Here is a 26,139-nt window from a genome sequence, read left to right on the forward strand (position 1 = left end):
CGACTCGGAGCGGGAACGTTCAACCTGTTGCAACGCTGGCTCGTCAAAGGGGTGACCATGTCGGAGGCGCTGACAGTTCTGATGGTGCTGGTCATGATCATTGCGCCTTGCGCGCTGGTGGTCGCGTCAGGGCTGTGGATCAAACGACGGACAGCAGCACGCCAGCCGAGATCCTTGTTGGTGAGCAAACTGACGCCAACGGGGATTGCACTATACGCAGGCCTTGTTCTGTTCCTCCTGGGAGGAACGGCTGTCCGTCAATTAGCGCCAGAAAGTGAAATTGGCTCTTTCCTCGCCACGCCAACGCACGCCCTGATGGCGCTGCTGGCGCTTTGGGTGCTCTTTAACTCGGTCTCAGTCATCGCTTCAAAGCTTGGCCACCCCATCTCGCCGAAACGCGAACGGAACGAATCCGAATCTTGATGTCCACTTCTGATCGACGCTGGAACTTAGACAAGGAAAGGGAATGATCCATTGGGTAGCGACCGCATGAGGCCACTTTTCGATTCCATGCGCGTCCGCGTCGTGTTGGTAGCGTTGCTGGCTTTCATCGGCGCAGGCGCATCCGTGGCCGCGCCGCTTGCGGCCGTTCCGTCCTCGTGGGTGCTTGGTAGCGAGACCTACAAGGAGACCTTCACCAACCAGCCCTTTGTCGGTAACGGCTACCTGGGCTTGCGCATTCCGGCGGCTGGCGAGGGCTATTGGGTAGGGACGAACCCACCTGACGACAGTTCGTCATGGCCGCTGCGCACTCCGCGCTATACCTCGGCCCTGATTGCCGGCTACTACGGCAGGGCGGCCTATCTGTCCGCGCTGCCCACGTGGTCTTCCCTCACGATAGGCGATGACTCGGGTCGTTACGACCCGCTCACGCTGTCGGCTGCGCAGCTGTCGAACTATCACCAGGCCACCGACATGCAGCATGGCGTGGTAACCACGTCGGTCGTGTGGACGTCCCCAGGTGGCAACAAGGCGCGGCTGACGTGGACGATCTTCGCGCATCAAAAATATGCACGGCTTGGCGTCGTGCGTATGGACGTGACTCCGCTGGATTGGCGCGGGCCCATGAACGTCGATGCGTTCCTCGACCTGCGCGGCGTGAGACGCGCCGCCGTACAGTCGAATCGGTCGTCGTCAAATGTGGCGACGAACAGCGCCGAGGTGGAAATCGCCAGCGACATCCTGCATACCAAGGCCGTGGAGGCATTCACCGTATCCGCGCCCTCTGGCCTCCGGCCGGCAACGGTGCTTGACGATGACGACCAGCGAGGGCTGAGCTGGTCGTTCACGCCCGTGGTCGGAACGACCTACACCTTCATCAAGTACGTCGGGGTCGCCGCCGCATCCGACAGGCCCGGCCCTGCAGCAGACGTCGGGGAGACCGCGCGCCAGGTGGCGAAGGCGGCCGCTGACGGCTCGTACGAAGGTGGTCGCGATCCCGCCGCTGTTTATGCACGACTACTGGATGCCCACGAGCAGGCGTGGCTGGATCTTTGGCAGAGCGACGTCATCGTCGACGCCGACCATCCGCATCTGCAGAGCGTCATCCACGCATCCGAATACGCGCTCTATGCCAATGTGCGGCAGGGCGCCCGCGCAAGCATCGCGCCGGCGGGCCTCACCAGTGACAACTACGCGGGGATGATCTTCTGGGATGCCGAGACGTGGATGTATCCGTTCCTGCTGGCCATGCATCCGGAGCTGGCGAAGTCGATTGTGGACTACCGATACGACGCGTTGCCCAACGCGTTGCGCAACGTCAAGGAACGTCCCTCAGAGGTCCGCGCGACGCGCGGCGGCTTCTTTCCGTGGACGTCAGGCAATGGACTCCTGGCTGTGGACCGCGGCGAAACCCCTGAAATCCATTTGCAGGCGGATATCGCACTGGCGCAATACCAGTATTACGAAGCGACCGGCGATAAAGACTGGCTGAGAAGCTACGGCTGGCCCGTAATGAAGGCGATTGCGGATTACTACTGCTCGCGCGCGACCAAGAACCCGGACGGGAGCTACAGCATCCGGGACGTCGACGGCCCGGACGAATACACCGTTGGCGCCACCGACGCGGCTTACACCAACGGCAGCGCCATCCTGGCCATCCATCTGGCGATCCATGTCGCACAGCTCCTCGGCCTTGAAGCGCCCGCGGCATGGCGGGAGCGGAGTGGGGAAATCGTACCGCCCATTTTCGACCCCGAGCGTCGCATCCACCTGCAATTTGCCGGGTATTCGCCCAGCTCCTCAAAGCAGCTCAAGCAGGCTGACGTCGTGCTCCTGAGCTATCCGATGGAATACCCGATGCCGTCGGACGTTGCCATCAACGACCTCAACTTCTACGCCGCCCGCACCGACCCGCTGGGGCCGGCCATGACCAACTCCGTCCAGGCCATCATCGCGGCGCAATTCGGGTTGCCGAGCTTCGTCACGTTCTTCAACCGGGCCTATGAGCCCTACGTCATGGGCCCTTACCTCAACTTCAACGAGACATCGATCATGTCACCGAGCGCGGGGCAGGGCTATCCGGCCTATACCTTCGTGACCGGCGCGGGCGGGTTTCTGCAAGCGCTGTCCAATGGCATTGCCGGATTCCGATTCCGCGAAGATGGCATCGCCCTCGCTCCCGTACTGCCGCGCGACCCTGTGGAGGGAGCGGCCCTGTCACGCGTGTATCTGAAGGGCATGCATTGGCAGGGGCGGACCTTCGATGTTGATGTCACGCCGCAGCAGACCGACGTGACACTGACGAGCGGGCCGCAGGCCACCGTTCGCACACCTTCCGGCCAGGAAACACTGGCGCAGGGCAGGACCTTGATAGTGAACACGCGCGTGATTCCGTCGGCGCCAGGTGGCTGACACCAACGGCGTGAGCGCTTGGTTGGGCAGGGTCGCAGGAACACGGTTTACCATCGGCTTGCGACCGATGACGGACAGATCCAACGGCAGGCCCAGGCAGCATCAATCGGCGCACAGGGTTTTGGAGGCGCAATGGCACACCACAACTTTTGGGATGTCCATGGCTGGCTGTTTGTCGTGGCGATGTTCTTCTTCCCTCGCCTGACGCTGTTGTTCAGTAGCGTGGTCAGTGGTGGATTTCTCTGGTGGCTGGGATGGCTGTTTGCGCCGCGCCTGCTGGTCGCGATTCTGGCCACGACCGCCTACTGGGAGACCAATCGCGTACTCGTGATCGCCGCCTGGTTCTGGGCGCTGGCCGGCGAAGGGGCGGAAAAAGGCGCCGTGGGAAAGTCGCGTCATTGATCCGGGCGCTTCCGGTGCCTTCCCATGGCTTCTTCCGATCCATGGCGGACAATCAGGGGCTTGCCGCCCACTCGTCAGGCCGACTCCGCGTGAGGCCCCCCTAGGTGCGCTCTCACCTCGGCTTCCGGACGCCGCTGAACGAGGCGCCGGGGCAATCACACGGACAATCAGCTCTCCGCCTGAAACACCGGCCAGCTATCGACGATCTTGCCGCCACGCAGAATCACCAGGTCGCCAAACTCAAGCAGCACCGATTCACTGATTTGCGGGCGTAGAAAAATCTGGTCTCCGACGTGGAGACCGACGGCAGGCGACGCGTTGACGAGCTCCTGGTTTGCGCTGCGTCCGAACATCTCGTTCAATTGCAAACCCCGGGGCGAAGCGAAGTCGGCACGCCACCATCCGCCGTATACGAAGAACGTCTCGCGCTGATTCGGGTCCCACCAGGAGAATATCTTCGACTTGTCATCCAGCGCGGGCAGGCGTATTGGACCCGTCTTCTTCAATACCGGCGTCGCTATGTAGGCAGCCGGCACATGCGCACTCAGCGTATCGAGATCGTAGTGCGAAGGCTTGAGCAGAGCCGTGCCCGTGCTGATGTCGTTACTGATGCTTTCACGCGGGTGCAACGTGTAGCTCGGACTTCCTCCGGCATTGAGGGTCAGGTCGTTGCGCCACAGTTGCGGATACTCCCTTCGCGTGAAGTCGACGCAACGGGCGTAAATCGCCATCGCCTTCGACAGAAGCTCGGGTGCGCTGCCAAAAATGGCCGGCACGCCCATGCCGACATGGGCGTCGTAACCCATGAAGCCACCGAACTCCAGGTGAAGCGGGTTGGCGGCTATGACGTCGAGCAGCTCCCTCAGTGGCGCTTCATCGGCGATGCCGCCGCGGTGCAGGCCGACGTCGAGTTCGATATTCACCAGCAGCTTGGTACCCAAGCCCTGCGCCAACTGCAGGTACTCGGCGAGACGTTGGGGGGTGTCGATCAACCATTGCAGCTGCCTTGAAGGATCAAAGCCGCCCGGCTTGTGTTCGCTATAGAACCGTTGTGCAGCGCGTGCCGGCAACGGCTTGCCCATGAGCACATCGAAATCCGGAAAGAACTCCGTATCAAGACTGAGGAACGGCTGATGGAATGACATGAGCCGTCGTGTGTTGGCGCGCCGCGAGATGTAGTCAATCAGCTTATGCGATGGCAGCGATTTTTCGACAATGCGCCATGCCTTGCCGGCGTTCCTCAAAGTCGCCGCGACCTGGTCGATGTTATGGTCGAGTCGGTCGAGATCGATCAGCATCGAAGGCTGCATCGAACCATGCGCCTTGAGTTCGCGATTGAGCGCGCGGAAATACTCCGTGTAGGGCGCTCCCCGATCGCCGGGCTTCATCCACCACGCCAAGCCTGCCGCGATGACGGCGCCGCCAAGCAGGAAATCCCGTCGTTTCATGGTTCCCGCCTCAACCCAGACCGAAGACCGAGCGCAAGTGCGCGTTCAGGAATTTCCCCTGGGGATCGAGGGCCTCGCGTACCTCGAGGAATTCCTTCCACCTTGGATACAAAGGCTGCAGCAGCCGCGCATTCAGCGAATGCAATTTACCCCAATGTGGCCGGCCATCGTACTTCCAGAAGATCGGCTCGATCTGGGCAAAGAAGGCGTGATAGTCCATCTCATAGTACTGATGGACTGAAATCGAGCACGAATCCCGCCCTTGAAACATGGATAGCGGGATATCGTCGGCTTTGACATAGCGGTATTCGACCGGGAAGAAGCAGTCGAGATTTTCTTCGCGAACCTTGTTCAAGATCTCCCGCAAGCAGGCGGGACCCGCTTCGGCCGGAATCGAGTACTCCATTTCGTTGAAGCGAACGTCGCGCACGTTGGCGAAAACCTTGTACGAATCGTCGCGCACGTCAGGAAAGCTCATGAGGTGCTTGCCGGCGACGTTGAGCATGAGCGCCTGGACCCGAGGCGACCCTCGCCACTTCGTATTGATGTCGCGCAGGGTATCGAACTTGTCGCCATCCCCGCCGGCCTCTTTCGCCAGCGTGGTCGGATCGGTGGTTTCGTTCATGGCGCTGGCGAGCGCTATATCCGAGTGCAGTACCGCTTCCAGCTCGAAATGGTCGTTTTCACGAACCAGGCGTGGAAGGTCTTCAAGCAACGCGTCTGTCTCCTGTACCCATTCGTGTCGGCGCAGTCGGAAGGGCTTGCGATTCTGCAGGCGGATGCGCGTGACCACGCCGAGCGCGCCGAGCGAGACGCGCGCCGCGTTGAATACATCAGGATGGGCGTTGGCGTCGCAGTCGAGCACGTCGCCATTGGCCGTGACGATGCGCAGGCCTACGACATTGGAAGAATACGAGCCGTACTTGGCGCCGGTGCCGTGTGTCGAGGTTGCGATGGCGCCGGCCAGGGTCTGGTAGTCGATGTCCGCCATGTTAGGCAGCGCCTGGCCAATCGCCTTCAGAGGTTCGCCCAGTTGCGACATGGGCGTGCCGCCCCAGATCTCAGCCTGCAGTTGGTCGGCATCGTGGGAGATGATCCCCGAGAGATTGCCCAGGGACACCAGCGTTCCGTCGGTCGGCACCAACGCTGAGAAGGAATGCCCGGAACCAACCGCCCGTATCGAGGGTGCGTCGCGAACCACCGCGACCAGTGCCTCTTCGGTGGCGGGGGCAAGGCGCGCGGCAGGCATGCAGCTCTGCGCGCCAGACCAGTTGCGCCAGGCGACGATCCGCTCGGGCGCCTGGGCGCGCAAGGCCTTGGGAAGCAGCGCCGCGGCTCCGAGTAGTCCTGCGGCCTTGAGCCATTCACGTCGTGTCAGGGCCATTCGTAATCGCCTATTTCTTCGGTAACGGGCTGCCGGCCATGTACTCGATCAATGCCCGGTACTGGGACTCGCCGCAATCCATGCAAGCCCCCATCGGAGGCATGCCTTTGAACCCATTGAAGGTGTGGTCCAGCAGGACGGCATCGCCCTGGGCGAGCCGGGGGGCCCAGGCAGCTCGATCACCCGTTTGTGGGGCGCCGGTGCCGGCGACCGCATGGCAGTTCTTGCATGCGCGGACGTAAATCCCCGCCACGGATGCTGGTGGGTCCGCGGCGACGGGGGGCGAGGACCCGGCCGAGGTCTGTCCATTCCCGCAGCCGCCCAGGGCGGCGGCTGCCAGCAAGCACAAGACAAAACGGCGCATGTCGAGATTCCCCGGAATATCTCGCTGCATTCAACAGGACGGTACAGGCGCCGGATAGGCCCATTTTTGGCCAAATCGATGGCCAGCCGCATTTGCCCGAATGTCTGTTTCGCGCGCTGGCGCCGGGGCCAGGCGAGCACCGGGGCGACGCACACAGGTCAATAACCTGGCGTTCCCTGGCCTTGACGCGTCTGCGCTGGTGTCTGGCCGAGCCAGCGCTTGAAGGCGCGCCTGAATGCGCGAGCGTCACTGAATCCCAGGTGTTCGCTCGCGGCGGTTACGGTGAAGCCGCGTTCTTGCAGCAACTGCCGGGCCAGGTTCGCGCGCACGCGATCGCTGACGAGCTTGAAAGTGGCCCCCGCCTCGGCCAGGCGGCGGCGCAGCGTGCGTTCCGACAGGCAAAGCGCGACGGCCGCCTCTTCGATCGACATGGCTGCATGATCCGTACGCGACAGCACCTGTTCCAGGGCGGCGATGATTTGTGCCGCACCTGACCTGCCGGAAAGGCGCTCAAGTTGAGCGCGCAGTTCGAGGGAGGTCGCCGGGGCATGCTCCGCCAGTGGGACGTCGAGCCAATGGCTTTCGAATACGCAGCGATTTTCCGGGGCGCCAAATCGCATGGGGCAGTCGAAAATCTCACGATAGCGAGCCATGTAGCGCGGCGCCGGATAAGCGAACTCCATGGCAGTAAGCCTGAAGGAGGGCCCCACAAGTTGTCGGGCAACCGCGAATATGCTCGCGAACGCTTCCTCGATGACGAAGGGCAGCAGCGCCCGGTCACGCAGTCGTGACTGGCACAGAAGCACAGCCTGTGTTCCGTCAACTTCCAGCCACGCGTCGGTCAGTGCGCCCGTCTGGCGTTGATACTGGATGCCAACCTCAGTGGCTTCGCCCAGCGTGCGCGCGGTACGCATCGCAGAACCCGGCAGTCCGAAGTGCGACAGGTTTTCGCGGCGCCCAAGCTCGAGGCCAAAATCCGGGCGGCCACTCAGTTTCAATGCCCGCCGCAGCAATTGCCAGGCTTGCCGACTCGACAGTAGCCCGCCCCGTTTCAAGTCCTCGAGGTTGAAGCCGAGGCCGGCGGTGAGTTGTTCCGAAGGAACGCCGCACTCCGCAGCAAATTCCAGCACCGCAACGAGCATGGTCGGTGAGATCTCTGGGGCTAACTCGTCCGGCTCGATTCGATGGCGAGGCATCGGATGAGTCTAGTTGTCCCAGCGACTGTAGTAATCGTGCCCTGCACAACGGTTGGTCCGTTGGTAGGAACCGCTCCTCTTGGCGGTTTTGCGGGAGGGAATGCGGCTCCAGTGCCCGGAGGTCGCGACAGCCCATCCAACGGGCTCGGTCAGCGCGCCGCCCCCGTTGGGGCGGCCACGCCGGTGAGCAGAGGCGGCCGCGTCCATCACGTCACTCCAGTGACTACGCAGGGAGCGCTGACCGGACAGCCTCTGCCAGCGTGGTGGTCGGCCTTCCGATCAGCGTTGAAAGCTCACGCGAGGAGCTGTCCAGGTCGCCTTTCAAGGCAACCGCATCCGCGTCGATGATCACGTCAACGATCATCTGGGGCAGCCCCATACCGAGGAGAGCCGCTTCGTACTCGGTGGGCGAGAGATCGCGATAGGCGATTTCGCGATTGAGCCGCGCGGATACGGCAGTCGCCAGATCATCCAGGGTGAACGCCGTGTCGCCTGCAAGTTCGTAGGTCTTGTTTGCGTGCCCGGCTTGCGTGAGAACGGCCACCGCGGCAGCGGCATAGTCTGCCCGAGCCGCCGAGGCAAATCGCCCGGACCCCGAGCTCGCCATCAACGCGCCGTGCTCCGCCGCCATCGGGAGCGCCGCCGTGTGGTTTTCGATGTACCAACCGTTTCGCAGAAGAACATGATCGACTCCGGACGCGACCAGGTAGTTCTCCGTCGCCAGGTGTTCCGCGGCAAGCACGCTCCGCGAGCTGTCAGCGCGAAGCATGCTGGTGTACGCAATCAGCTTGACGCCGGCATCGCGCGCGGCATCGATCACCGCCTTGTGCTGTCGCAGGCGCTGCCCGGGCACCGTCGAAGAGATCAGCAGGACTTTTTCTACGCCCTCAAACGCTTTCCGTAGCGACGCCGGATCGTCGTAGTCCGCCTGACGGAGTTCCACGCCCAGGGCGCGAAGATCAGTGGCGTTCTCTGGGTCGCGGACCGCAGCCACAACCTGGTCTGGAGAGACCTGTTCCAGCAATTGGTTGATCACGAGGCGGCCAAGCTGGCCGTTTGCACCTGTCACAGCGATCATTGATGTTCTCCGAAATTGCATAGCCAAGAGGCGAAGAGCCAGCCAGTCCAGGCAGGAACCTGGAGCCCGTCCCTCACCATTCGAGTCCATGGGAGACGGCGAGGATTAGGCTAATCAATGGAACACTGATTGATAATCAGGCACTTGTGGAACATGATGTCCCATATTTGGTGTTAATGGACGGGCCCCATGCAGCCTCTGGAGGAGTTCTATTACTTCGCACAGGTCGTCGAGCACGGGGGCTATGCCAAGGCGTCCCGCGCCCTTGGCATCCCGAAATCTCGCCTCTCTCGCCATGTGGCAGCCTTGGAGGCGCGGCTCAATGTTCGCCTGCTGCAGCGGTCGACCCGACGCTTCTCAGTGACCGAAGTCGGGGCTGACGTGCACCGGCATGCGATGGCGATGCTGGCGGAAGCCGACGCGGCATTGGACGTTGTCGAGTTCGCGCGCGCCGAACCCCGTGGGGTGGTGCGCATGAGCTGCCCAACGCCGATGGCGCGGACCATGCTCGCCGGGATCCTCCCCGAGTTCCTGCGCGAGCACCCGGCGGTTCGACTGCAAGTTCACGTCAGCAACCGCCGGGTCGACGTTTTGAATGAAGGGTTCGACGTCGCGTTGCGTGTGCGAGCGCAGCCCACCGGCGAAGACGGCCTCGTCATGCGCAGCTTTGGAGAGGTGCGCGAACTATTGGTGGCCAGTCCGCACTATCTGGACAAGGTTGGGCGCCCCGGTAGGCCGGCCGACCTCGCCGGACTCGACACACTCGCCTTCGACAGCGAGGCCGAACATCAGACTTGGGAGCTGCGCGGGCCGGACGGCCAGATGGCGCGCATCGAGATCGCGCCCAGGGTTCGCTGCCACGATTTTGTCGTGCTGCGTGCTGCAGCACTTGAAGGGCTGGGCATCACCAAGCTACCCGAGAATGTCGTCCGCGCTGATCTCGCCGATGGCAGGCTGGAGCGCGTGCTGCCGCAATGGAACGCTCCCCTGGGGATCGCGCACCTCGTATTTCCGACCCGTCGCGGGTTGTTGCCGGCCGTGCGCGCGCTGATTGATTTTCTGGCGGCGAAGTTGCCCGCAGCTACCGGGCAGTAGAACCAGCCCGGCCGGATGTGAATTGTTCTCGTTCCTCAACTGCCATGCGTGCACGCCCCCATCACGCACCCCCCGTTCACACTGATGGCGCACGGAGAGCCTGCTTGACCGTCGCCCATCGGCCGCCTCGCGAACAGCGAGGCCGAAGGAGGTGGCGCCGGTCGACACAGGACAAACCCCGGGCGAACGGCCTGATCGATGGAACCTTCTCGGCCAACGCGGACATCTGATCACTCACTTCAGGGGATGTGACCATGACACGGCGCGCACTGACCACCGAGCCGACCTGCCCGATCTGCCACCGCGCGATGCGACTGCAGGATCGCGGCTACTCCTGCGATTTCGATGCCGTCGTCGATCGCTACGCCTGCGACGGCCCCGCGCCCTGGGGCGGCTCCTGTCACAGCCAGAAACAGGTGCCCGTACTCATGGAGGAAGCCCCCTCCACGTTTGTCCCCACGCCGTTCCACGCGCACGGGTGATTCGCGCGGGGAATGGCTTCGCCGTCATTGCGAGGTTCGCGAAGGCGACTTCAATGTTGCCCGGTCGACTGCGGGCCTGACGCGCATCGAACACTTGTCGCGGATGGCGTGTACGGCCTTTGCCTACGCGACAACGATGCTGCCAAAACGGACCTGATCGGGCCCATGAGCTGCGCATGGTTGGGGTGGAATTTTCCATCCAGGTGCTTGAGTGCGGGCGTTGGAAGCACTCTGATATTGTCCGCTTGCGACCCAAAAGGCGGCAGGTCCGCTTCGGACCCGAAGCAGACCCATTTCTCCCTTGTTAGCCCGCCCGTTTCGGGCATATCGGTGCGCACTTCAGGACCCGCTTGGATCTACTGCACGTGTGGATGATGCGTGTGCGGGAAAGGTGGCGCATTCTGAACGGGAGGTTGTCCGCCGTTTGCTCTTTGAGCCAACAACCGCTACCGTGCGCGGGCTGAGTTTCAAGGGTCACCATGAATTGTGGCCCGATGCTGTAGACCGCCGTTTCACTACACCGTTGTACCCGCTTCCTCCTTGCGACCAGCCTTTTCGCCGCTATGCGGCTTTACTCGTTCCAAGGAGAAAAAACATGTCCCAGACAGAAACCGGCACTGTGAAGTGGTTCAACGATGCAAAGGGTTTTGGCTTCATCAGCCGAGACCAGGGTGGTGACGACGTGTTCGTGCACTTCCGCGCGATCCAGTCTTCGGGTTTCAAGAGCCTGGTCGAGGGTCAGAAGGTGTCCTTCACCGTGACCAAGGGCCAGAAGGGCCTGCAGGCAGAGCAGGTTCAGGTGGTCTAAGGACCCTGCAAGTACGCAAAAAAGCCCAGCCTCGTGCTGGGCTTTTTTTTGGCCTCTAACGGCGCCAACGCGCACTTGATCAGCGCATGGCGGGAGTGCCGGCGCAACTCATGCATCCGTGGCGGTCGACGCCTTGGTATCGGGGCCCATCTTCGCGCCGTCGCGCGATGCCGTCTTCTTGGCCTGCTTGCTGTCCTGCTTCTTCTTCTTTGCGATTTCGCGCTGGCGCTTTTCGAAGGAATAGTTTGTCTTTGCCAATGGGACGCTTCCTGACTTGGTAGTGAAAGGCCGGACTTGCGGGTTGCATCCGGCGGCGATGTGGTGGGGCGGCAAACCTTATGCGACTGGCTCGTGCCACGCTCTGGTGCCATCGGCCCCGCTGTACTCGGTGCGAATGGCCTTGCAATAGGGCCCATTCATGAGAAAGCGGCCGCACGCGGAAGGCCGGGTTTCGTAGATACTGCAGTTCCTGCGTACCCTGTCCAACGCGACACACCATCCGTCCTCGCCACGCTTCATGAGATGCAGGCCTTCGGGCGAGTAAATCGTGAGGTGTTCGGGGATGTGGTCCTCTGGCTGCAGGACGACTTTGAGGCGGCAGCACACGGCCTCACAGGTGGAACAGTGTGCAACGCCCTTGACGGTGCTGGCCAGCGAGATCATGCGCAAGAAGCCTCCGGGCTTCGCCTGTAGTGTACAAGGTCAAAAAGGGGGCGGAGTGCTCTTTCCTCTGCGTTTTGTTCGCCAAGGAGCTGCGAAACCCCGGGTCAAGTAAGCTGCCTGGAATGTCGGCTCCCGACCCATAGCGGACGTCGCGGTAAAGTTGTCTGGGGATCTTGGCGACAGCGCTGAGGGGGATATGGAAGCACTGTTCTATCTATGTTCGGTTGCCGCGCGTGCCGCCCAGGAACGCGATGGCCGTGGACGGAACGTCTTTAATGGCTGCCTTCCCGTCGGCCTGTTGTTGGCGGTAGTTCTCACATCGGTGCTTCGACTCTTTGAGACCTACGTCTATGACGTGGGTAGAACGCTGGAAGCCTGTTGTTCCATTGGTCCGATCAATCCAAAGAATCCGCTTTCAAGCAAGGCCGTTGCCTTCACCTACGTCGTTTTGCCGATCGCAGTTGCAATGACGCTGATCTTCGCGCGTGTCGCCAGAAAGCATCTGGATCGGATCGAGGCCGAGTACCGCGGATCGAAAGTCGCCTGTCTTATATTTATTTTTGGCGTGGTAATGCTGGCCCCTTTGGGGGCACAAGGGAGTGGCCTGCAGCCTCTAGCCGTGCTGGCCGGTCAAGCCGCTGCCTACGGAGCATTCGCCCTGTGGGTGCGGTTTCAAAGGATTCACGGTGCCGATTTGGCCGGACACGGTTAGGGCGGAAGTTGTTGATTCGCGTAACGGTCTAATGTCCGCTACCGACCCGGAGCAGACACATGACCTCACAATTTAGGGCGATCAGGAAGCTGCCTTGATGTGGAAATTTATCGAACTGGCTTGCAACATCGTTAGCGTAGTTTTCGCATTTCTCGCCGCCTATTGGTGGTATCTCGCCGCCACTGACGAGCCACCACCGGGGCATGTTGAGATAGGAAGCCCTGACATGTTGATTGATATGAAGGTTTCCTTGGTTGGAATGGTGAAATTGCAATCAAAGTGGAACAAGCGCGCTGCGGGGAGTGCAGCGATCGCAGCGACATTCCAAGGTTTCGCCCTTCTGATTCAGTCTGTGACTCCGACCTAAAACGTATGTGGAAGGTCTGTTCCCGACCCCGAGCGGTCACAAGCGAGCCCAGCCCCGTGAGCCAAGGAGCGCGTATGGAGCAGTTCGTGGTGCGTTCTGCGGTCGCCAGTAGCGACCGACCAACCCTGAAGTTTCTGGGTGACCACAGGGCGCCAGGCTTTCCGGGCGTTTTAGCGATCCTAGAGGGCCGGCTGTCGGGGTTTAGGACGTCCGGATCTTGGCCAGCGCCAGATGACTTCCTCTGGACGTGTTCATACGACGGCGGCTCATTTGAGCTATCGGATGACTGGGGCGGCTTGTTCATCCTGCCGTTGAGCGCAGCAGAAAGAGTATTGGACGAAGTGTCAGAGGCGCTTGTGGCCTCGGGATCTTTCGAGCGAACAACCGAAAACGATTAGGCTGTCGCTTAGGTCCGCTTGCGACCCGAGGCGGAAGGCACCTGGAGGGGGGGGTATGTCTAGCTCTGAAATCGTCAGGCCGAAGGCAACGGGCGTCTATGTCACAGCCCTTTACATCATCCTGATTCTGTTCTCGCTACTAGGTGGAGTGGCATTCACCTATTGGCTGTCGGGGCTCCACACAATTCCTACGGCGAAGCTCCTAAACATAGCGGGCATCGCCTACGGCCTCATAGGAGTACTCATACTCTCCGAAGCCATAGTGCGTAGTGAGCGGGTGAGGCAATTCTTGGTCGTTTGGGTGGGGACGGCGTTGCTCTGGGTGCACACTGGACTAGCATTTGGGGTATTCGCAGGGGCGAATATTGTGACGTTTGTTGGCCGGCCCTCCGCGCATGCCGCCTATGGTTTTTCATTAACCATGTTTGTCTGGGCTATGTGGACTTGCGGTGTTGTGGATGGCACGGTCACCAACCCGCTCACTCCGCAGCTTAGGGCAATGCCTGAGAGACACCAGCGGCTCGGCCTTATCCTTCTTGTCACGGGATTAGTCTTGCAGCTAGTAGCGGCCATTCGTGACTTCTAATCTTCCGATACCAAAGGTGCGGAAGACTTGAACTCAAAACGGTAAGGTCCGCTTGCGACCCGGAGCAGACACTGACAAGAACGAACTGGGGGAAGGCTTGAACAAGCGCACGTGGTTTTACCTCGGATGCCTGCTAGCTGCTGGCAATGCAACAGCTCAAACTGCGCCCCAACTGGTCCCGGTGGGCGTTATCTCTACAGAGCGACTTCCTCAGTATTCGAGCAACGTTGATCCAACCTTTGCGGCATACCAGCGGCGCCTTGCAGCGGCTTACGATCAGGCGATTGCCGACGCGGCCGAGCACTTCCTTAGCGACGTGCGGGTTCCTGCTGGACAACGCTGCGATGTTTCCTTGGTGATTCTTCCAAGCGGCCTTGTGGTTAGGGTCGAGCCGGGGCAGTGCACGTTTGCTCCCGCCACTTTGAAGGCTATAAGCGATGCGCTGGTGGAAAAATCATTGCCCTATCGGGGCTACGAATCCGTATTTCAGCGAAATGCTCACTTGGCCTTCTGTTCGCCAAAAGGGTCGTGCAGTGAGGCGTCCATTAAGGCAAATTAGGTCCGCTTCCGACCCTTAGCGGACGTCGTTGGATTCGCAAGAATTACGAAGAAGGATTCGCGCAATGGCAGAACCTGCATCGATCGCCAAGAGGTTGGCCCAATCGCTAATCGGATACATGTCCCTGGGGCCGTTGCTCGTTGCTATGGATCTCGTCTTTCATTTTATGCCTGACGTCGCCACGGTTCGGCACATGCACGCGGCTGGACTGGCTGTTCAATCACTGTGGATTGCATGGGGCTTTCTGGGCGCGCTGACCATAGTCTTGCTTTGGCGTCGCCCCTCCCTCGGGCTCGTCGCTGCCGTCGTGTTTGCGGCCCTCTACACCCCAATTGCGACCGCAGTGTGGGGCGAGATGACGGCACGGTACTGGATGTCGCTAGCGGCGGTCGCACTCGCAGGGTACGGCGTATATCGGGAGCGTAAGCCGGCTTAAACGCCTGGTTGAATTAGGCTCGTGCACCGTCCGCTTCCGACCCAAAGCGCACACGCACACAACGTGAAAAGTCAGCCGCCAAGCTGGAAGCGGCCAGCGCCGCATTTGATCCGATCGTCAGATCAGCAACCAAGTCACTCTGCGAGTCAAACCAGCAGTTGCCTGGACAGCGCTTCCCGGGCTCTCGTGACTCTCTCGCTTTCGCCCTGGCGTGGCGGCAGCAATGAGAAGATCACGTCCGGCAGTTTTGGCAGTCGATGGCGTGCGTTGACCCGTTCGAGTCCTTCACCCATGGACGAGGCGCTCAGGCATCCAATGCCGAGACCTGCCGCCAGCATGGACTGAAGTCCGGCGACGCCGGTTGCGCTGTGCGCCATCGTGTAGGCAATGCCCGCGCGGTCCAGTGCCTGCACTGCCACCTGGTGCAGCAGGCAGTCGGCTGGCAATAGAACCAGGGGAAGCGGTGACGGTGGATGGCCAGCCAGTTCCGGGGATGAGACCCATGAGACGGTTTCGCTGCGAAGGGTCCAGCGGGTGTCCTGCCTGGCGGCGCGTACCGGGCCTTCGGACATGTTCATGACGACGCCAATGTCCAGCTGGCCACGATGGTAGGCGCGCTCGATGTCATCGCTTTTCATCGAGCTCATGTGAAGCCGCAGCTGCGGGTAGCACTCATTCAGGCGGGCCAGCATGCCCGCGACCTCGTGCGTGCGGAAATAGTCGGTGATCGCCACGCGCAGCTCACCCTCGATGGCCTGGCCACGGAGGTCGTCGAACGCGGCCTCGTTGAGCGCCACAATGCGCCTTGCGTGATTCAGGAGTCGCGTGCCCGCAGGGGTGACGCTGACACCGCGTTTGCTGCGCACAAAGAGAGGCACACCGGCGCGCTCCTCCAGCTTGCGAATCTGCTCGCTCACACTCGACTGCGAGAGATGCAGCGTCGGGGCTGCGCCACTCAGGCTGCCGGCATCGGCCACGGCGGCGAAGGTTCGCAACTGCTCAAGATCGAATCCACGCATGGATTAATCCATCGGTTTTGACGATGGAAGAGATTATATCTTCCCGCTTTTGCGATTCAACGAGCTTCCCCAGAATGGCGTCCGCTGAGGCAGCCCGGTCGGTGATGCGCCGACATGCCTCCCTGACAGGTCGCGTGTACGCGACCCATGTGTTTTCGCGAGGCATGTGCCCATGACTGATAACGCGCTGGTTGCCAATCCCACTCTGTTGGGGGTCTCCGCCTCGGCGCGCGGCCATCACGGCTGGGCGCTGGTGGTGCTGCTGGTCGGCGCGATCCTGCCGCCGTTGGACTACTTCATCGTCAATCTGGCCTTGCCTTCCATTCGCGATGGGCTGGGGGCCACGCCCGCGCAGTTGCAGCTGATCGTGTCCGCTTACGCGTGCGCCAATGCGGTAGCCCTGATTACGGGTGGCCGGCTTGGCGATCTCTACGGTCGCAAACGCCTGTTCATGCTCGGCATGGCCGGCTTTGTGGCGGCCTCGACGTTATGTGGGTTGGCTGACGGTGGCGGACAGCTTGTCCTTGGCCGCATCCTCCAAGGTTTGTCGGCGGCGGTTCTTGCGCCGCAGGTGCTGGCGACGATCCGCAGCGTGTTCACGCCGCACGAGCAGGTGCGGATCATGGGGTATTACGGCTTTGTGTTCGGTATCGCCATGGTCATCGGCCAGTTGGGCGGAGGCGCGCTGGTCACGCTGCATCCGTTTGGGCTGGGCTGGCGAGCGATCTTCCTGGTGAACCTTCCCATCGGAATCCTGGCGCTATGGGGCACCTGGCGTTTCGTCCCCGAGAGTCGGCCGCCGCGCGGTGCAGGCATCGACGTGCCTGGCATGGTGCTGCTTTCGTTGTTCCTGCTCCTGTTGATCTATCCACTCACCCGCGGTCGCGAGGAAGGTTGGCCAGCGTGGACGCTGCTGTGCCTGGCGGCATCGCTGCCGGTCCTGGCGCTGCTGGTCCGGGTGGAGTGGCGCCGACTCGCTGGCGGTCGTGACCCGCTCCTCGATTTGCGTCTGCTGCGCAATCCGGTCGTGGCCACGGGTCTGGCGCTGGCGCTGCTGTTTTACAGCATGAGCGCGTTCTTCCTGGCGTACGGCATCTACCTGCAAGGCGGTCTGCAGTGGACGCCGATGGCGTCCGGTCTGGCGATCTTGCCATTCGGCCTGGGATTTCTCTCGGCCCCTCTGCTTACGCCACGCCTCGTACACAGGTGGGGTGGCTTTCGCGTGTTGAGCGTGGGGTTTGCGCTGTTGGCCACAGGTCTGGTGCTTGCGACCCATATCGCAGCACTCATTCCTCCCACACCGGCGTTCTATTTGGGGTTGGCGGCGATGGGGGCGGGACAGGGCATTGTGCTGCCATCAGTGCTCCGCATCGTGCTTGCCGAAGTCGAGCCGCAGCAGTCGGGCGTTGCGTCAGGCATGGTGACCGCCACCTTGCAGATTGGCGCCGCCGTTGGCGCGGCGACGATCGGTGGCCTGTTCTTCGGGGTGCTGGGACATCAGCCGGCCCCCGCGGACTATCTCCACGCGTTCAAGGCGGCCATGCACACGTTGTGCGTTGTGCTGATCGTGGCCACCATCATTTCATTGGCGATGGGATCGATTCATCGACGACAGCATCGAGAGCGTTGAGGTGATCATGTCCATCAGCGCTCAGGCGGTACATCACCCAAAGTCTGGCCCGCGCTTCCAAAGCTCGCTCCACGGCTTGCGCGCGGGGCCGCACACAAAGATGTCGGGATGGTCGCGGGATTCCTCGTTGGTGACGCCCCACGCATTGGCCGTATGGCCAGCAAGACGGCAGTCGGTCAACAGCTGATCGACGCGCTCTCGCGAATTTCCCAGAACGATCAGCGTGGTCGGCTCTGGCGTCGGGTAGCCGCGCAACCAGCCGGAGTTGATGGTGGTGACGGGCGCGGGCAGGTGATAGCGCGGGCCAAGCAGCGCAATGGCGCCGTACTCGCCATAGTTGCCCACGGCGATGCCAAGATGGGCCTGTTGTTCGGCGGGCAAGGCATCGCGAATGGCCGCCACCGTCGCCACCAGTTCATTCCAGCCGATTTCTTCGCGAAGGTCACCATTGTTCCGGAGCGCGAAGTCGCGCAACGGACCGCTGGAAGCGATGGGTACGATGAGAAGCGCCGCATAGACGCCGACAGCGATGACACCGGCAAAAGCCACCGTGGTGATCCCGGCCCGCCACGCGGGGCGCAGTGTGCGCAACCATTGCTCGCCTACGACGGATCCCATCGCCAGTAGCATCGGGTAAGCGCCGCAGAGGTAATAGAAGCGCCCTTTGGCAAGCAGGAACAGCAGAAGGGGCGTCACATACATCCACGCTAGCAAGCGATAGCGGGGATTCCTGAAGTAGGCGAACAGACCAGCCAGCCAGACCGGCGCGGTGAACAGATTTGCGTTCAACAGGAACTGATCCCGCAGGAAGCCGTCCGCGCGCCCGAGACGGACATCGCGCGAGTGGATGCTTTGCAGGAAACGGTAGCAAATGAAGTCGTGCCGGACGAGCCAGACCAAGTTAGGGGTGAAAACAAGCAGCGCGATAGCGCCGCCGATCCAGAACCAACGATTGGCGAGATGGCGCCGTGCGTCGGTGAGCAGGACTCCCATCAGCACGCCGGCAAGTAAGAACGCGATCGAATACTTGGTCTGCAGGCCAAGACCTGCGAGTGTGCCGATGGCCGCCCACCATCGTGGCTCATCGTCACGTACCAGGCGAATCACGCACCAGGCGATAAGCACCCACCACAACAGGTCAAACGAGGAATACTGGAACTCCGTCGCCTGGAACATCGGCAATGGCGACAGCGCCACCGCGATGGCAGTAAAGATCTGCGCCAGCCGTCCGCCCCCGAGATCGCGAGCCATCAGGCCGCTGGCGACGATGACCAGGACCTGCGCGAGCACCGAAAACAGACGCAGGCCCACCAGTGAAAGGCCAAACAGCTTGAGGCCAAGGTGCTCCAGTGCGGCGGTCAAGGGGGGATAAGGCACAAAGCCCCAGTCCAGATGCTGCGCATCGCTCAGGAATTGCCATTCGTCCCTGTGAAAGCCGTATTGACCGTTGGTGAAGATGTGGGCCAGACCGAAGAGCAGGGCAATGACCAGCACCGGCATGGCGCTTCCCCGCGGCTCCGGCATGGCGCCCTGAACTTGAACACTCGTCGCAGCCATCGATGCATCCTTTTAAACAGGTCGACTGTCCGCCTGATACCCGTCCGGGGTCTCCGTGGCGCTGATTCTTATACCTCCCCAAGATGCCGATGTCTGCCTCCGAGGCGGAGCGGACCCTTCGGACGTCCGAGAGCGGGCCGCGGCGACCTTCGGGCGTCGAACGGGCCGGCGTATGCACTGCCGTCGCGGGGTGGGGCGTAAAGGTAATGGCCTGAACGCGTCCGGGGATTGCTGCGGTCGTCCCGATGTCGTGGGTGGTTACTCGGATCGTCTAAGCACATCTTCAGTGGCGAATTCCTGCACGGCGCGCCGAAATCGACATTTCAGCGAACTCGTCGGCGTGTAGGAACGGCATTTTGTTCAACGGAGCATCCTCCATGAATCTTCCGCTGCTTGACCCCACCAGCTGCACTTTGGTCTTCGTCGATCAACAGGCCGGCCTTGCCTTTGGAGTCGGTTCGGAAGATCGCCAGGTGCTACTCAACAACTCGATCGCGCTGGCGAAAGCGGCCAAGGTGTTCGCGCTGCCCATCGTCGCATCCACGTCGGCTACCAAGGTTTACAGCGGACCGATGATGCCGGCGCTTCAGCGCGCCATTCCCGAGGTGGCTTCGATCGATCGGCGCAACATGAATGCCTGGGAGGACGACACCGTTCGTGAAGCGATCGTCCGCACCGGCCGCAGGAAGCTGTTGGTTTCCGGCATGCTGACGGAGGCTTGTGTGAGCTTCCTTGCGCTATCAGCAGCCAACGACGGTTACGAGATATTCGTGGTCGGTGACGCCTGCGGTGGGCTCACTCCTAGAAGCCACGAGCTCGCGTTGCTTCGGATGCAGTCGGCGGGTATTCGCATGACAAGCTGGATCCAGGTGCTTCTTGAACTGCAGCGCGACTGGACGCGCCGTGAAACCTACGACGGCGCCCGGGCCATTGTTGAGGAGTTTGCCGGCGGGTATGGCATCGGGCTCGCGTATGCGCGCGACATGATCAAGCCTTGATGGCCTCCGGAGGACGCGTGCCCGAACAGCAGTCGCTGGGAAGCTGGCAGGGGGTGACCCTCGACATTGCCGCTTGGGATGCCGTTGCCGCTGATGTCGACCTCTCCTTTGCCTGCATGTTTACCCACGAGCTGGACGGCGAGCCTCGCGGCGGATTGCTCCATTTGAACCAGGCGCTGTCGGGTAGGCTGGTGCAGTTGCGCGATGAGGGTGTGTTTCTCGGCGCTCCCATGGAGACGCTGCTTATCAGCAAGCCGCCAACAACCTTCGCGGCACGCGCCGTCATGGTGATCGGCATGGGCGTGCCATCGCAGTGGGCCACCGCATTGACGGCTCAGGCGGTCGCCACTGCGGTCCGTGCCGCCACGCAACTTCGCGTCGCCAGCGCGGCTTTTGCGCCAAGCCTGTTGGATGCGGGGATTGCGCCCAATCAAACCACGAACACGGCATCGGAAATGATGAAGGCCGTTACTCTAGCCATCGATGCCCAGGTGAGCCTGGCAACTAACGGCCTGGCGCCGGCGCCTTCATTGCGTCGCTGGGTATTTGACGTTGGCGCAGCGGGTTTTGCGGCCGCGGCCGGGGAATTTCGGGCGACGCTGGACCAGCTGAAGGCCGGTTGATCCGTGGCGCCCGACAAACCTTCATCGAATGCCATCCCAGCGAATGGATAGCGACGAACCGCCAAAGCAGATGTACCGACAGAGAGTTTGCGGGTTCCCAGGCGAAAGGGCCGAGCCGCCGCAAAAGCTGGTTGTCTATTTCGCCTCCGATACTCGTGAGCTGGCAACGATAGCGGCGGATTTGACGTTGGCTTTCGACCCAAATCGGACGTGCCTTCGATGCCATCGCCACAGACCAGTCGAAAGCGTCAGCCGTCCGTTGAACGCGATATGGTCTCCCATTGATCAATCTCGGAAGCCAGATCAGACAGTTTCTGGCGCACGAGGCCAAGCGCATCACTGCCAAGCAATAGATGGGCTGGGGGTGACGGACTGTCGATCACATCGAGCATGACCTGCGCTGCTTTGGCCGGATCGCCAAGCTGCTTCCCACTCTTTTGCTCGCGAGCCGTCCGGATGGGGTTGAACAGCTCGTCATAGTCAGGAATGGAGCGGGGTGTTCTGGCCATCGAGCGACCCGCCCAGTCTGTGCGGAATGAGCCAGGAGCGACGGCGGTAACGGCGATGCCCAGTGGCGCCACTTCCTTGCCAAGCGTCTCCGAGATGCCTTCCAGGGCGAACTTGCTGCCGCAATAGTAGGCAATGCCGGGCAGGGTGATGTACCCACCCATCGACGTGATGTTGAGGATGTGCCCCCGACGGCGGCGACGCATGTACGGCAATACGGCCTTCATCATGGCGACGGCGCCGAATACATTCACCGCGAACTGGCGTTGCATCTCCGCCAAGGGCGATTCTTCGAGGATGCCCTCGTGGCCGTATCCGGCATTGTTGACGAGCACGTCCACCGGGCCGATGGAGTTCTCGATGTCGGCAACCACGCCGTCGATCGCATCAAAGTCAGTGACGTCCAGCACGCGGCCTATCGCGGCGCCTGGGGCCAGCATTTCGAACTCGCGCAGGGCCTCCTCGCTTCGCACGGTTCCAATGACGCGGCGCCCTCTTGCCAGGGCCTCCTGAGCCAGCGCCCGGCCGAATCCGCTGCTGACCCCGGTAACAAGCAATGTCCTTGGTGTGGACATGGTGACTATTCCTGAAAGGCGAAAGGAGGGTGCACAATACGCTTCGCCGGATCCGGCTTTGATACCGGATCGCCTGATTGTCTTGCCTATTTGTATGAATCGCGATCCTTCAGGGAGTGCGGGCGTGCAGCACGTGAGCGAACCAACTCAGCGCATGACCGCCCTTGCCCGGGGGTTGGCGCATCACGAGGGATACAACCTCACGGCGTTGCCTGGCGTGCGCATCCTGCGTTCGGATCGCGCCTTGGCGCGGACGCCCGTTTTGTACGACCCCGGTATCGTGATCGTGTGTCAGGGGCGCAAGCGCGGCTATTTCGGCAATCAGACCTACCTTTACGACCAGCAGCACTATCTGGCGGTTGCCGTGCCCGTTCCCTTCACGATGGAGTCGGACGGCACGTCGGAGCATCCGTTGCTGGCTATCTACATGCATCTGGACTTCCAGATGGCCGCCGAGTTGATGATCCAGCTCGATCACCATCACGCGTCTGTCGAAAAGGAGGCGCCGCAAAGCATGATGTCCAGTCCCATGGATGTTGCGCTTCAGGCCTCTGTGCTGCGTTTCCTGGAGGCCTTGAGCCAGCCGCTGGACGCCGCAATTCTTGGGCCAGGGCTGCTACGCGAAATCTATTTCCGCGTGCTTACCGGCGCGCAGGGAACAGCCTTGCGCGCGGCCTTGGGGATGCGCGGCCAATTCGGCAAGATAGGAAAGGCGCTCCGCCGTATCCATGACGCCTATGCCGAGCCGATCCATCTGGCCGAACTGGCCCGCGAGGCGGATATGAGCGTGCCTTCGTTCCACAGCCACTTCAGGGCCGTCACGCGAACGTCGCCCATGCAGTACGTCAAATCCACGCGCCTGCATCAGGGCCGCCTGTTGATGGTTCGGCAGGGCATGACAGCGGAGGCTGCCGCCTATGCGGTTGGCTATGCCAGTGCATCGCAGTTCACGCGGGAGTTCAAGCGACTCTTCGGGCTTCCGCCAGTAGCGGAGGTGAGGCGCATGAGGGCGAACTTCGCCATACCGCCTGAGCAGGCGGCGTCGAGCTATGTTGCGTCGCACTGACTTATGTGAGGCCGGTATCGCGACAGGGTAGAGGCGATGTCGGGCGATGTTTGATTCACGACGCGAAGCGGGCACGGGCGGGGACGGCGCCTTGGGCAGATTGCTGCCTTCCCGCGACATTGTCGGCACTGATCACTCGATGAAGTAGACAGAAAGCCGGGGTGGGCATGCACGCCGGGTCCGGTTGGAGAGACATGTCCGCTTTCGACTTCGCATTCAGTCGATCGGTGCAACACAGCAGAGACTTCGCATGCATGGAGCGATTAGCCTGCTGAGCCGTCGCCAAGGCCGAATTCATCAGTGCTGATCGCCCTGCGGTCCTGGCGGCCTAGTTGGCCGCCGGTATGGAACGCGTAAGCGCGTGGTGGCCGAGCCCCAGACTCACAGCCGTGTCGTACCTGGCGCCGCCCAGTGCACTCACGGAATCGCCTTCTGGCGATGAGCTGCAGGCATAGGCCATGCCGACAACGCAATATCAGCCAACTGCTTCAGCGTTGCCAAGGATGCACCGTCACACGCCTGAGCAGACATGCCTTGCACCACCACCACATAAAAGCATGCGAGAGCATCGGTGTCGGTTCCGGGGGCAAGCTCCCCCTCGGCCACGGCGCGGTCGAAGCGAGCCTTGATGGTCTGCAGTCCCAGCGCCCGCCGAGCAGCGACCAACTGGGCGACAGACTCGGTCTTTTCGGCGTGCTGAAGAACTGCATTCAACACCATGCAGCCACGCGGCTTGTCCGGGCAGGTGAAGCGTGCCGCAGCGTCGTGCAGGAAGAACGCCATCGCATCATGGGCCGACATTTTTCCCTGTATCGCTTCCAGCCACGCCTTGTTCTCACGCTGACTGATGTGGTCGAGCGCCTGCCTGTAAAGGTCCTCCTTGGAGCCGAACGTTGCGTAGAGGGACGGCGGGGGGACACCCATTGCTTCGGTCAGGTCGGCTATGGAGGTTCCCTCGTATCCGCGCTCCCAGAAAAGCCGTGCGGCGACATCGAGCCCAACATCGCGGTCCAGGAGCCGCGGCCTGCCACGCTTTCGGATGGTCTTGTTCATTTTTATATCGATACCTATAAAAATCATTGACAGCGCGTTCCCGGCGTTATTATTGTATCGATCACTATTCAATTCAACGTGATCAAGACGGAGTGCGCGATGTCTGGAAAACTTGCAAACAAGACGGCCCTCATCACGGGGAGCTCGCGTGGCATCGGCCGTGCAATAGCACTGGCCTTTGCGAAAGAAGGCGCTGCGCTGATTGGCGTGCACTACGGCGCCAACGCTGATGCAGCTCACGCGACGGTCCGCGAAATCGAGGCTCTTGGATCAAAAGCCGTCGCCATCAACGGTGACCTGAGTCGCGGCAAAGTGGCAACGGACAGTATCTGGGAGCAGTTCAAGGCAGCCGCAATCGCTGCCACGGGAGAGCCCCGGCTCGACATTCTCGTCAACAATGCAGGGGTGGCGCCGGCGATGTCCCTGTCCCAGACCAGCGAATCCCTGTTCGACAAGGTCATGACGATCAACTTCAAGGCGCCATTCTTCCTGATCCAGGCTGTTGCCGACCACATCCGCGAGAATGGACGCATCATCAACGTCTCGACCGGTTTTACGCGTGTCGCCGCTCCTACGCATCCTGCGTACGCCGCGTCGAAAGGCGCCCTCGAAACCCTGACGCTGGCGCTTGCGCCCGAGTTCGGTTCTCGCGGCATCACCATTAATACGGTCATGCCTGGTGTGACGGACACAGACATGAATGCGGCGTGGCTAACGGTACCCGAGGCGCGTGCCGGCGCGGAGGCGATGTCGGTGTTCTCGCGACTGGGTCAACCTGCCGATGTCGCAGACGTCATCGCCTTCCTCGCATCCAATGAAGCACGCTGGACCACGGGGCAGGTCATCGATGCGACGGGTGGCGCCCGGCTTTAACCATGGCGAATGATGCGACGGATGCGCCAGCGTACAGAGTGCGGTGGACGGATCCGTCGCTGGAAAAAAAGCTGATGGTGCGACTTGGCCGCATTCCCAAGTCGCCGCCATATACCGGAAGACCAGCAATCACCCTGATGACGCGGCTCGACCAGCAGCCTCCATGAGAAGCGCCGCCAACGCTTTTCTTGTTTGAGAGCCGAAAGGGGGCGAAGGAATGCGGTCCGTTCAAGGTATGGTGGAATGCCTGCTTCCGACCCGAAGCAGACCTTGTCATTTCAGAAAAATACGTTGGCAGAGGACGGGGGTAGGTGAGGAAAGCATCTCTATGGTTGGTCGGCGCGATGAATTTTTTTCTGCCACTTTCGTCGCCAGCTTTGGCGGCTAATGGGCAAGAACTTTCCACTCCAAGCGAAGTTGTCTGGCACTGGTACGCCCAGTGTGAGAGCCCAACTTCGATTGAAGTCGAGGTCTCTCTTGACGGTAAGAGGGTTTACGCCGAGTCGTTTGACCTCTGCCGAATGTCTCGAGATGCCATTCCTTCTGAGCCAACTCAGAGGATTCTCGCTTTCAACTTAAGCAGTAAAAAGCGAAGCTTCTTTGGGGAACGGAAAGGGCAAGTGCTTGAGGGGAACATTTGGGAGGCGGGAGAGGACAAGAGAGACTTGATTCTCGGAGTTTCATTTGCTGACAAGAACCGCGTTTGGTGCAATACCCTGCACATACTGGATCCCAATAAGCCGTCGGAATCGAAGCTGGCGGATGGCTTGGTTGTAAGGACATTCCCTCGGCAGGGGCAACCTTGACTCGGGAAGTCGAACGTCCGTTTCCGACCCGGAGCGGACATAATCAACAGAAGTTCGGCTTTGCCACGACGGCTCAGGGGGAGTCTGTAATGCTTGCCGCCGCATTGCTTCTTTGGGGGCTAGAGGGTTCTGTCCCGGCTGCCCAATCCGTCGCCTCTGTCATACGTGACTGCTGGAAAGGCCGCGACCATGCAGCTATGAGTGCTTGCGTCGAGGCGCGGGCAAGGGAGGCGCGAGAGAATTTGAGAAACGCCGAAATGGACGCCAGGCAAGCCATCCAAGCATCCACGGACGAGCCGGGTTCTCCCAAATATCGCAGCGATGCTTTGGCTGCACTCAGCCATGCGTCCAGTGCCTTCGAAGAGTACGTGGACAAACAGTGCCATTTTGAGGCTACGCTGGCATCTAAGGGGAATGGTGCCGAAGACGTCCGGTGGGCATGTATCGCCGTGCTCAGTGAAGAGCGCACTCAACGCATGAACTCCAGTCGGCCGGTTCCTTAGGCATGTGCCAGTCGCTTAGGTCGGCTTGCGACCCATAGCAGACCCAAGGGGAACCTATGAAGTTCAGCATCTATGGCCGCTTCATTTTGGATGTCGAG

27 protein-coding genes are annotated in these 26,139 nt (G+C 61.3%); 16 read left to right on the forward strand and 11 right to left on the reverse strand.

The genetic code is table 11. The annotated features are described in order from the left end of the window. From DVT68_RS19850 to DVT68_RS19860, 3 genes are all read left to right on the forward strand, one after another. Positions 1–423 (forward strand): hypothetical protein (locus tag DVT68_RS19850; RefSeq protein ID WP_233523572.1); only part of this gene is annotated, 423 nt, incomplete at its 5' end. Between the two features lie 66 nt (positions 424–489). Beyond that, positions 490–2,853: a glycosyl hydrolase family 65 domain-containing protein gene (locus DVT68_RS19855; RefSeq protein WP_114826958.1), complete on the forward strand. Its 2,364-nt coding sequence runs from the start codon at positions 490–492 to the stop codon at positions 2,851–2,853. Between the two features lie 132 nt (positions 2,854–2,985). Further along, on the forward strand, positions 2,986–3,255 hold the full coding sequence (locus DVT68_RS19860) for a hypothetical protein (protein ID WP_114826959.1): 270 nt from the start codon (positions 2,986–2,988) through the stop codon (positions 3,253–3,255). Positions 3,256–3,422: 167 nt separating this feature from the next. On the opposite strand, the gene DVT68_RS19865 is transcribed toward DVT68_RS19860, so the two are convergent. From DVT68_RS19865 to DVT68_RS19885, 5 genes are all read right to left on the reverse strand, one after another. Further along, positions 3,423–4,703 carry an alanine racemase gene (locus tag DVT68_RS19865; protein WP_114826960.1) on the reverse strand — a complete coding sequence of 427 codons (1,281 nt, stop codon included), beginning with the start codon at positions 4,701–4,703 and terminating at the stop codon, positions 3,423–3,425. A 10-nt stretch (positions 4,704–4,713) separates the two neighbouring features. Next, positions 4,714–6,087, reverse strand: a complete 1,374-nt coding sequence (locus tag DVT68_RS19870) for a D-arabinono-1,4-lactone oxidase (protein ID WP_114826961.1) — start codon at positions 6,085–6,087, stop codon at positions 4,714–4,716. Positions 6,088–6,097: 10 nt separating this feature from the next. After that, positions 6,098–6,481, reverse strand: a complete 384-nt coding sequence (locus DVT68_RS20900; protein ID WP_114826962.1) for a c-type cytochrome — start codon at positions 6,479–6,481, stop codon at positions 6,098–6,100. Between the two features lie 128 nt (positions 6,482–6,609). Next, complete coding sequence (locus tag DVT68_RS19880) at positions 6,610–7,593, reverse strand: AraC family transcriptional regulator (protein WP_158543554.1); 984 nt, start codon at positions 7,591–7,593, stop codon at positions 6,610–6,612. A 277-nt stretch (positions 7,594–7,870) separates the two neighbouring features. After that, a complete protein-coding gene (locus DVT68_RS19885; RefSeq protein ID WP_114826964.1) occupies positions 7,871–8,725 on the reverse strand; it encodes an SDR family oxidoreductase in 855 nt (284 codons plus the stop codon). Positions 8,726–8,914: 189 nt separating this feature from the next. Here DVT68_RS19885 and DVT68_RS19890 point away from each other — a divergent pair, with 189 nt between their 5' ends. From DVT68_RS19890 to DVT68_RS19900, 3 genes are all read left to right on the forward strand, one after another. Beyond that, positions 8,915–9,820, forward strand: coding sequence for a LysR family transcriptional regulator (locus tag DVT68_RS19890; RefSeq protein WP_114826965.1), 906 nt, complete (start codon positions 8,915–8,917; stop codon positions 9,818–9,820). Between the two features lie 254 nt (positions 9,821–10,074). Then, complete coding sequence (locus tag DVT68_RS19895; protein ID WP_114826966.1) at positions 10,075–10,302, forward strand: hypothetical protein; 228 nt, start codon at positions 10,075–10,077, stop codon at positions 10,300–10,302. 595 nt (positions 10,303–10,897) lie between these two features. Further along, entirely contained in the window at positions 10,898–11,110 is a 213-nt protein-coding gene (locus DVT68_RS19900) for a cold-shock protein (protein ID WP_114826967.1), read from the forward strand. 108 nt (positions 11,111–11,218) lie between these two features. On the opposite strand, the gene DVT68_RS20600 is transcribed toward DVT68_RS19900, so the two are convergent. Together DVT68_RS20600 and DVT68_RS19905 are read right to left on the reverse strand one after the other, a co-directional pair. Further along, complete coding sequence (locus DVT68_RS20600; RefSeq protein WP_199536160.1) at positions 11,219–11,368, reverse strand: hypothetical protein; 150 nt, start codon at positions 11,366–11,368, stop codon at positions 11,219–11,221. Positions 11,369–11,446: 78 nt separating this feature from the next. Continuing rightward, positions 11,447–11,773 (reverse strand): YkgJ family cysteine cluster protein, encoded by a 327-nt coding sequence (locus tag DVT68_RS19905; RefSeq protein ID WP_114826968.1) that lies wholly within the window; start codon positions 11,771–11,773, stop codon positions 11,447–11,449. A gap of 196 nt (positions 11,774–11,969) precedes the next feature. On the opposite strand from DVT68_RS19905, the gene DVT68_RS19910 reads away from it, so the two are divergent. The 4 genes from DVT68_RS19910 (at position 11,970) to DVT68_RS20355 (ending at position 14,395) form a co-directional block, all read left to right on the forward strand. Then, positions 11,970–12,485: a hypothetical protein gene (locus DVT68_RS19910; protein ID WP_114826969.1), complete on the forward strand. Its 516-nt coding sequence runs from the start codon at positions 11,970–11,972 to the stop codon at positions 12,483–12,485. 97 nt (positions 12,486–12,582) lie between these two features. After that, on the forward strand, positions 12,583–12,852 hold the full coding sequence (locus DVT68_RS19915; protein ID WP_114826970.1) for a hypothetical protein: 270 nt from the start codon (positions 12,583–12,585) through the stop codon (positions 12,850–12,852). Between the two features lie 453 nt (positions 12,853–13,305). After that, positions 13,306–13,836, forward strand: a complete 531-nt coding sequence (locus DVT68_RS19925; RefSeq protein ID WP_114826972.1) for a hypothetical protein — start codon at positions 13,306–13,308, stop codon at positions 13,834–13,836. A 97-nt stretch (positions 13,837–13,933) separates the two neighbouring features. Next, positions 13,934–14,395 (forward strand): hypothetical protein, encoded by a 462-nt coding sequence (locus tag DVT68_RS20355; protein ID WP_147281781.1) that lies wholly within the window; start codon positions 13,934–13,936, stop codon positions 14,393–14,395. Between the two features lie 582 nt (positions 14,396–14,977). Here the strand turns inward: DVT68_RS20355 and DVT68_RS19935 are convergent. Then, positions 14,978–15,850: a LysR family transcriptional regulator gene (locus DVT68_RS19935; RefSeq protein WP_114826974.1), complete on the reverse strand. Its 873-nt coding sequence runs from the start codon at positions 15,848–15,850 to the stop codon at positions 14,978–14,980. A 253-nt stretch (positions 15,851–16,103) separates the two neighbouring features. Between DVT68_RS19935 and DVT68_RS19940 the strand changes: the two genes are divergently transcribed. Then, positions 16,104–17,480, forward strand: a complete 1,377-nt coding sequence (locus DVT68_RS19940; protein WP_199536161.1) for an MFS transporter — start codon at positions 16,104–16,106, stop codon at positions 17,478–17,480. Positions 17,481–17,513: 33 nt separating this feature from the next. Here the strand turns inward: DVT68_RS19940 and DVT68_RS19945 are convergent, their stop codons facing one another. Then, the gene (locus tag DVT68_RS19945; RefSeq protein WP_114826976.1) at positions 17,514–19,037 is read right to left on the reverse strand and encodes a glycosyltransferase family 39 protein; all 1,524 of its coding nucleotides are present in this window, start codon (positions 19,035–19,037) and stop codon (positions 17,514–17,516) included. Between the two features lie 377 nt (positions 19,038–19,414). Between DVT68_RS19945 and DVT68_RS19950 the strand changes: the two genes are divergently transcribed. Together DVT68_RS19950 and DVT68_RS19955 are read left to right on the forward strand one after the other, a co-directional pair. Next, positions 19,415–20,035, forward strand: a complete 621-nt coding sequence (locus DVT68_RS19950) for a hydrolase (RefSeq protein ID WP_114826977.1) — start codon at positions 19,415–19,417, stop codon at positions 20,033–20,035. Between the two features lie 17 nt (positions 20,036–20,052). Continuing rightward, positions 20,053–20,658 carry a M17 family peptidase N-terminal domain-containing protein gene (locus tag DVT68_RS19955; protein ID WP_233523573.1) on the forward strand — a complete coding sequence of 202 codons (606 nt, stop codon included), beginning with the start codon at positions 20,053–20,055 and terminating at the stop codon, positions 20,656–20,658. Between the two features lie 248 nt (positions 20,659–20,906). Here the strand turns inward: DVT68_RS19955 and DVT68_RS19960 are convergent, their stop codons facing one another. Next, the gene (locus DVT68_RS19960; RefSeq protein ID WP_114826979.1) at positions 20,907–21,740 is read right to left on the reverse strand and encodes an oxidoreductase; all 834 of its coding nucleotides are present in this window, start codon (positions 21,738–21,740) and stop codon (positions 20,907–20,909) included. 124 nt (positions 21,741–21,864) lie between these two features. Between DVT68_RS19960 and DVT68_RS19965 the strand changes: the two genes are divergently transcribed. Then, on the forward strand, positions 21,865–22,806 hold the full coding sequence (locus DVT68_RS19965; RefSeq protein WP_233523574.1) for an AraC family transcriptional regulator: 942 nt from the start codon (positions 21,865–21,867) through the stop codon (positions 22,804–22,806). Between the two features lie 417 nt (positions 22,807–23,223). On the opposite strand, the gene DVT68_RS19970 is transcribed toward DVT68_RS19965, so the two are convergent. After that, positions 23,224–23,859, reverse strand: a complete 636-nt coding sequence (locus DVT68_RS19970; RefSeq protein ID WP_114826983.1) for a TetR/AcrR family transcriptional regulator — start codon at positions 23,857–23,859, stop codon at positions 23,224–23,226. A 99-nt stretch (positions 23,860–23,958) separates the two neighbouring features. On the opposite strand from DVT68_RS19970, the gene DVT68_RS19975 reads away from it, so the two are divergent. Then, positions 23,959–24,732 (forward strand): SDR family oxidoreductase, encoded by a 774-nt coding sequence (locus DVT68_RS19975; protein WP_114826980.1) that lies wholly within the window; start codon positions 23,959–23,961, stop codon positions 24,730–24,732. A 1,003-nt stretch (positions 24,733–25,735) separates the two neighbouring features. After that, positions 25,736–26,041, forward strand: a complete 306-nt coding sequence (locus DVT68_RS20905; protein WP_425477544.1) for a lysozyme inhibitor LprI family protein — start codon at positions 25,736–25,738, stop codon at positions 26,039–26,041. Positions 26,042–26,139: the final 98 nt, after the last annotated feature.

The organism is Dyella solisilvae, from assembly GCF_003351225.1.
Classification (GTDB): domain Bacteria; phylum Pseudomonadota; class Gammaproteobacteria; order Xanthomonadales; family Rhodanobacteraceae; genus Dyella; species Dyella solisilvae.

What these genes read in the sequence shown, in the direction of transcription:
- DVT68_RS19855 (WP_114826958.1), top strand. Translation starts at nt 490, where the DNA reads ATGAGGCCACTTTTCGATTCCATGCGCGTCCGCGTCGTGTTGGTAGCG.
- DVT68_RS19860 (WP_114826959.1), top strand. Translation starts at nt 2,986, where the DNA reads ATGGCACACCACAACTTTTGGGATGTCCATGGCTGGCTGTTTGTCGTG.
- DVT68_RS19865 (WP_114826960.1), bottom strand. Translation starts at nt 4,703, where the DNA reads ATGAAACGACGGGATTTCCTGCTTGGCGGCGCCGTCATCGCGGCAGGC.
- DVT68_RS19870 (WP_114826961.1), bottom strand. Translation starts at nt 6,087, where the DNA reads ATGGCCCTGACACGACGTGAATGGCTCAAGGCCGCAGGACTACTCGGA.
- DVT68_RS20900 (WP_114826962.1), bottom strand. Translation starts at nt 6,481, where the DNA reads ATGCAGCGAGATATTCCGGGGAATCTCGACATGCGCCGTTTTGTCTTG.
- DVT68_RS19880 (WP_158543554.1), bottom strand. Translation starts at nt 7,593, where the DNA reads ATGCTCGTTGCGGTGCTGGAATTTGCTGCGGAGTGCGGCGTTCCTTCG.
- DVT68_RS19885 (WP_114826964.1), bottom strand. Translation starts at nt 8,725, where the DNA reads ATGATCGCTGTGACAGGTGCAAACGGCCAGCTTGGCCGCCTCGTGATC.
- DVT68_RS19890 (WP_114826965.1), top strand. Translation starts at nt 8,915, where the DNA reads ATGCAGCCTCTGGAGGAGTTCTATTACTTCGCACAGGTCGTCGAGCAC.
- DVT68_RS19895 (WP_114826966.1), top strand. Translation starts at nt 10,075, where the DNA reads ATGACACGGCGCGCACTGACCACCGAGCCGACCTGCCCGATCTGCCAC.
- DVT68_RS19900 (WP_114826967.1), top strand. Translation starts at nt 10,898, where the DNA reads ATGTCCCAGACAGAAACCGGCACTGTGAAGTGGTTCAACGATGCAAAG.
- DVT68_RS19905 (WP_114826968.1), bottom strand. Translation starts at nt 11,773, where the DNA reads ATGATCTCGCTGGCCAGCACCGTCAAGGGCGTTGCACACTGTTCCACC.
- DVT68_RS19910 (WP_114826969.1), top strand. Translation starts at nt 11,970, where the DNA reads ATGGAAGCACTGTTCTATCTATGTTCGGTTGCCGCGCGTGCCGCCCAG.
- DVT68_RS19915 (WP_114826970.1), top strand. Translation starts at nt 12,583, where the DNA reads ATGTGGAAATTTATCGAACTGGCTTGCAACATCGTTAGCGTAGTTTTC.
- DVT68_RS19925 (WP_114826972.1), top strand. Translation starts at nt 13,306, where the DNA reads ATGTCTAGCTCTGAAATCGTCAGGCCGAAGGCAACGGGCGTCTATGTC.
- DVT68_RS19935 (WP_114826974.1), bottom strand. Translation starts at nt 15,850, where the DNA reads ATGCGTGGATTCGATCTTGAGCAGTTGCGAACCTTCGCCGCCGTGGCC.
- DVT68_RS19945 (WP_114826976.1), bottom strand. Translation starts at nt 19,037, where the DNA reads ATGGCTGCGACGAGTGTTCAAGTTCAGGGCGCCATGCCGGAGCCGCGG.
- DVT68_RS19950 (WP_114826977.1), top strand. Translation starts at nt 19,415, where the DNA reads ATGAATCTTCCGCTGCTTGACCCCACCAGCTGCACTTTGGTCTTCGTC.
- DVT68_RS19960 (WP_114826979.1), bottom strand. Translation starts at nt 21,740, where the DNA reads ATGTCCACACCAAGGACATTGCTTGTTACCGGGGTCAGCAGCGGATTC.
- DVT68_RS19970 (WP_114826983.1), bottom strand. Translation starts at nt 23,859, where the DNA reads ATGAACAAGACCATCCGAAAGCGTGGCAGGCCGCGGCTCCTGGACCGC.
- DVT68_RS19975 (WP_114826980.1), top strand. Translation starts at nt 23,959, where the DNA reads ATGTCTGGAAAACTTGCAAACAAGACGGCCCTCATCACGGGGAGCTCG.
- DVT68_RS20905 (WP_425477544.1), top strand. Translation starts at nt 25,736, where the DNA reads ATGAGTGCTTGCGTCGAGGCGCGGGCAAGGGAGGCGCGAGAGAATTTG.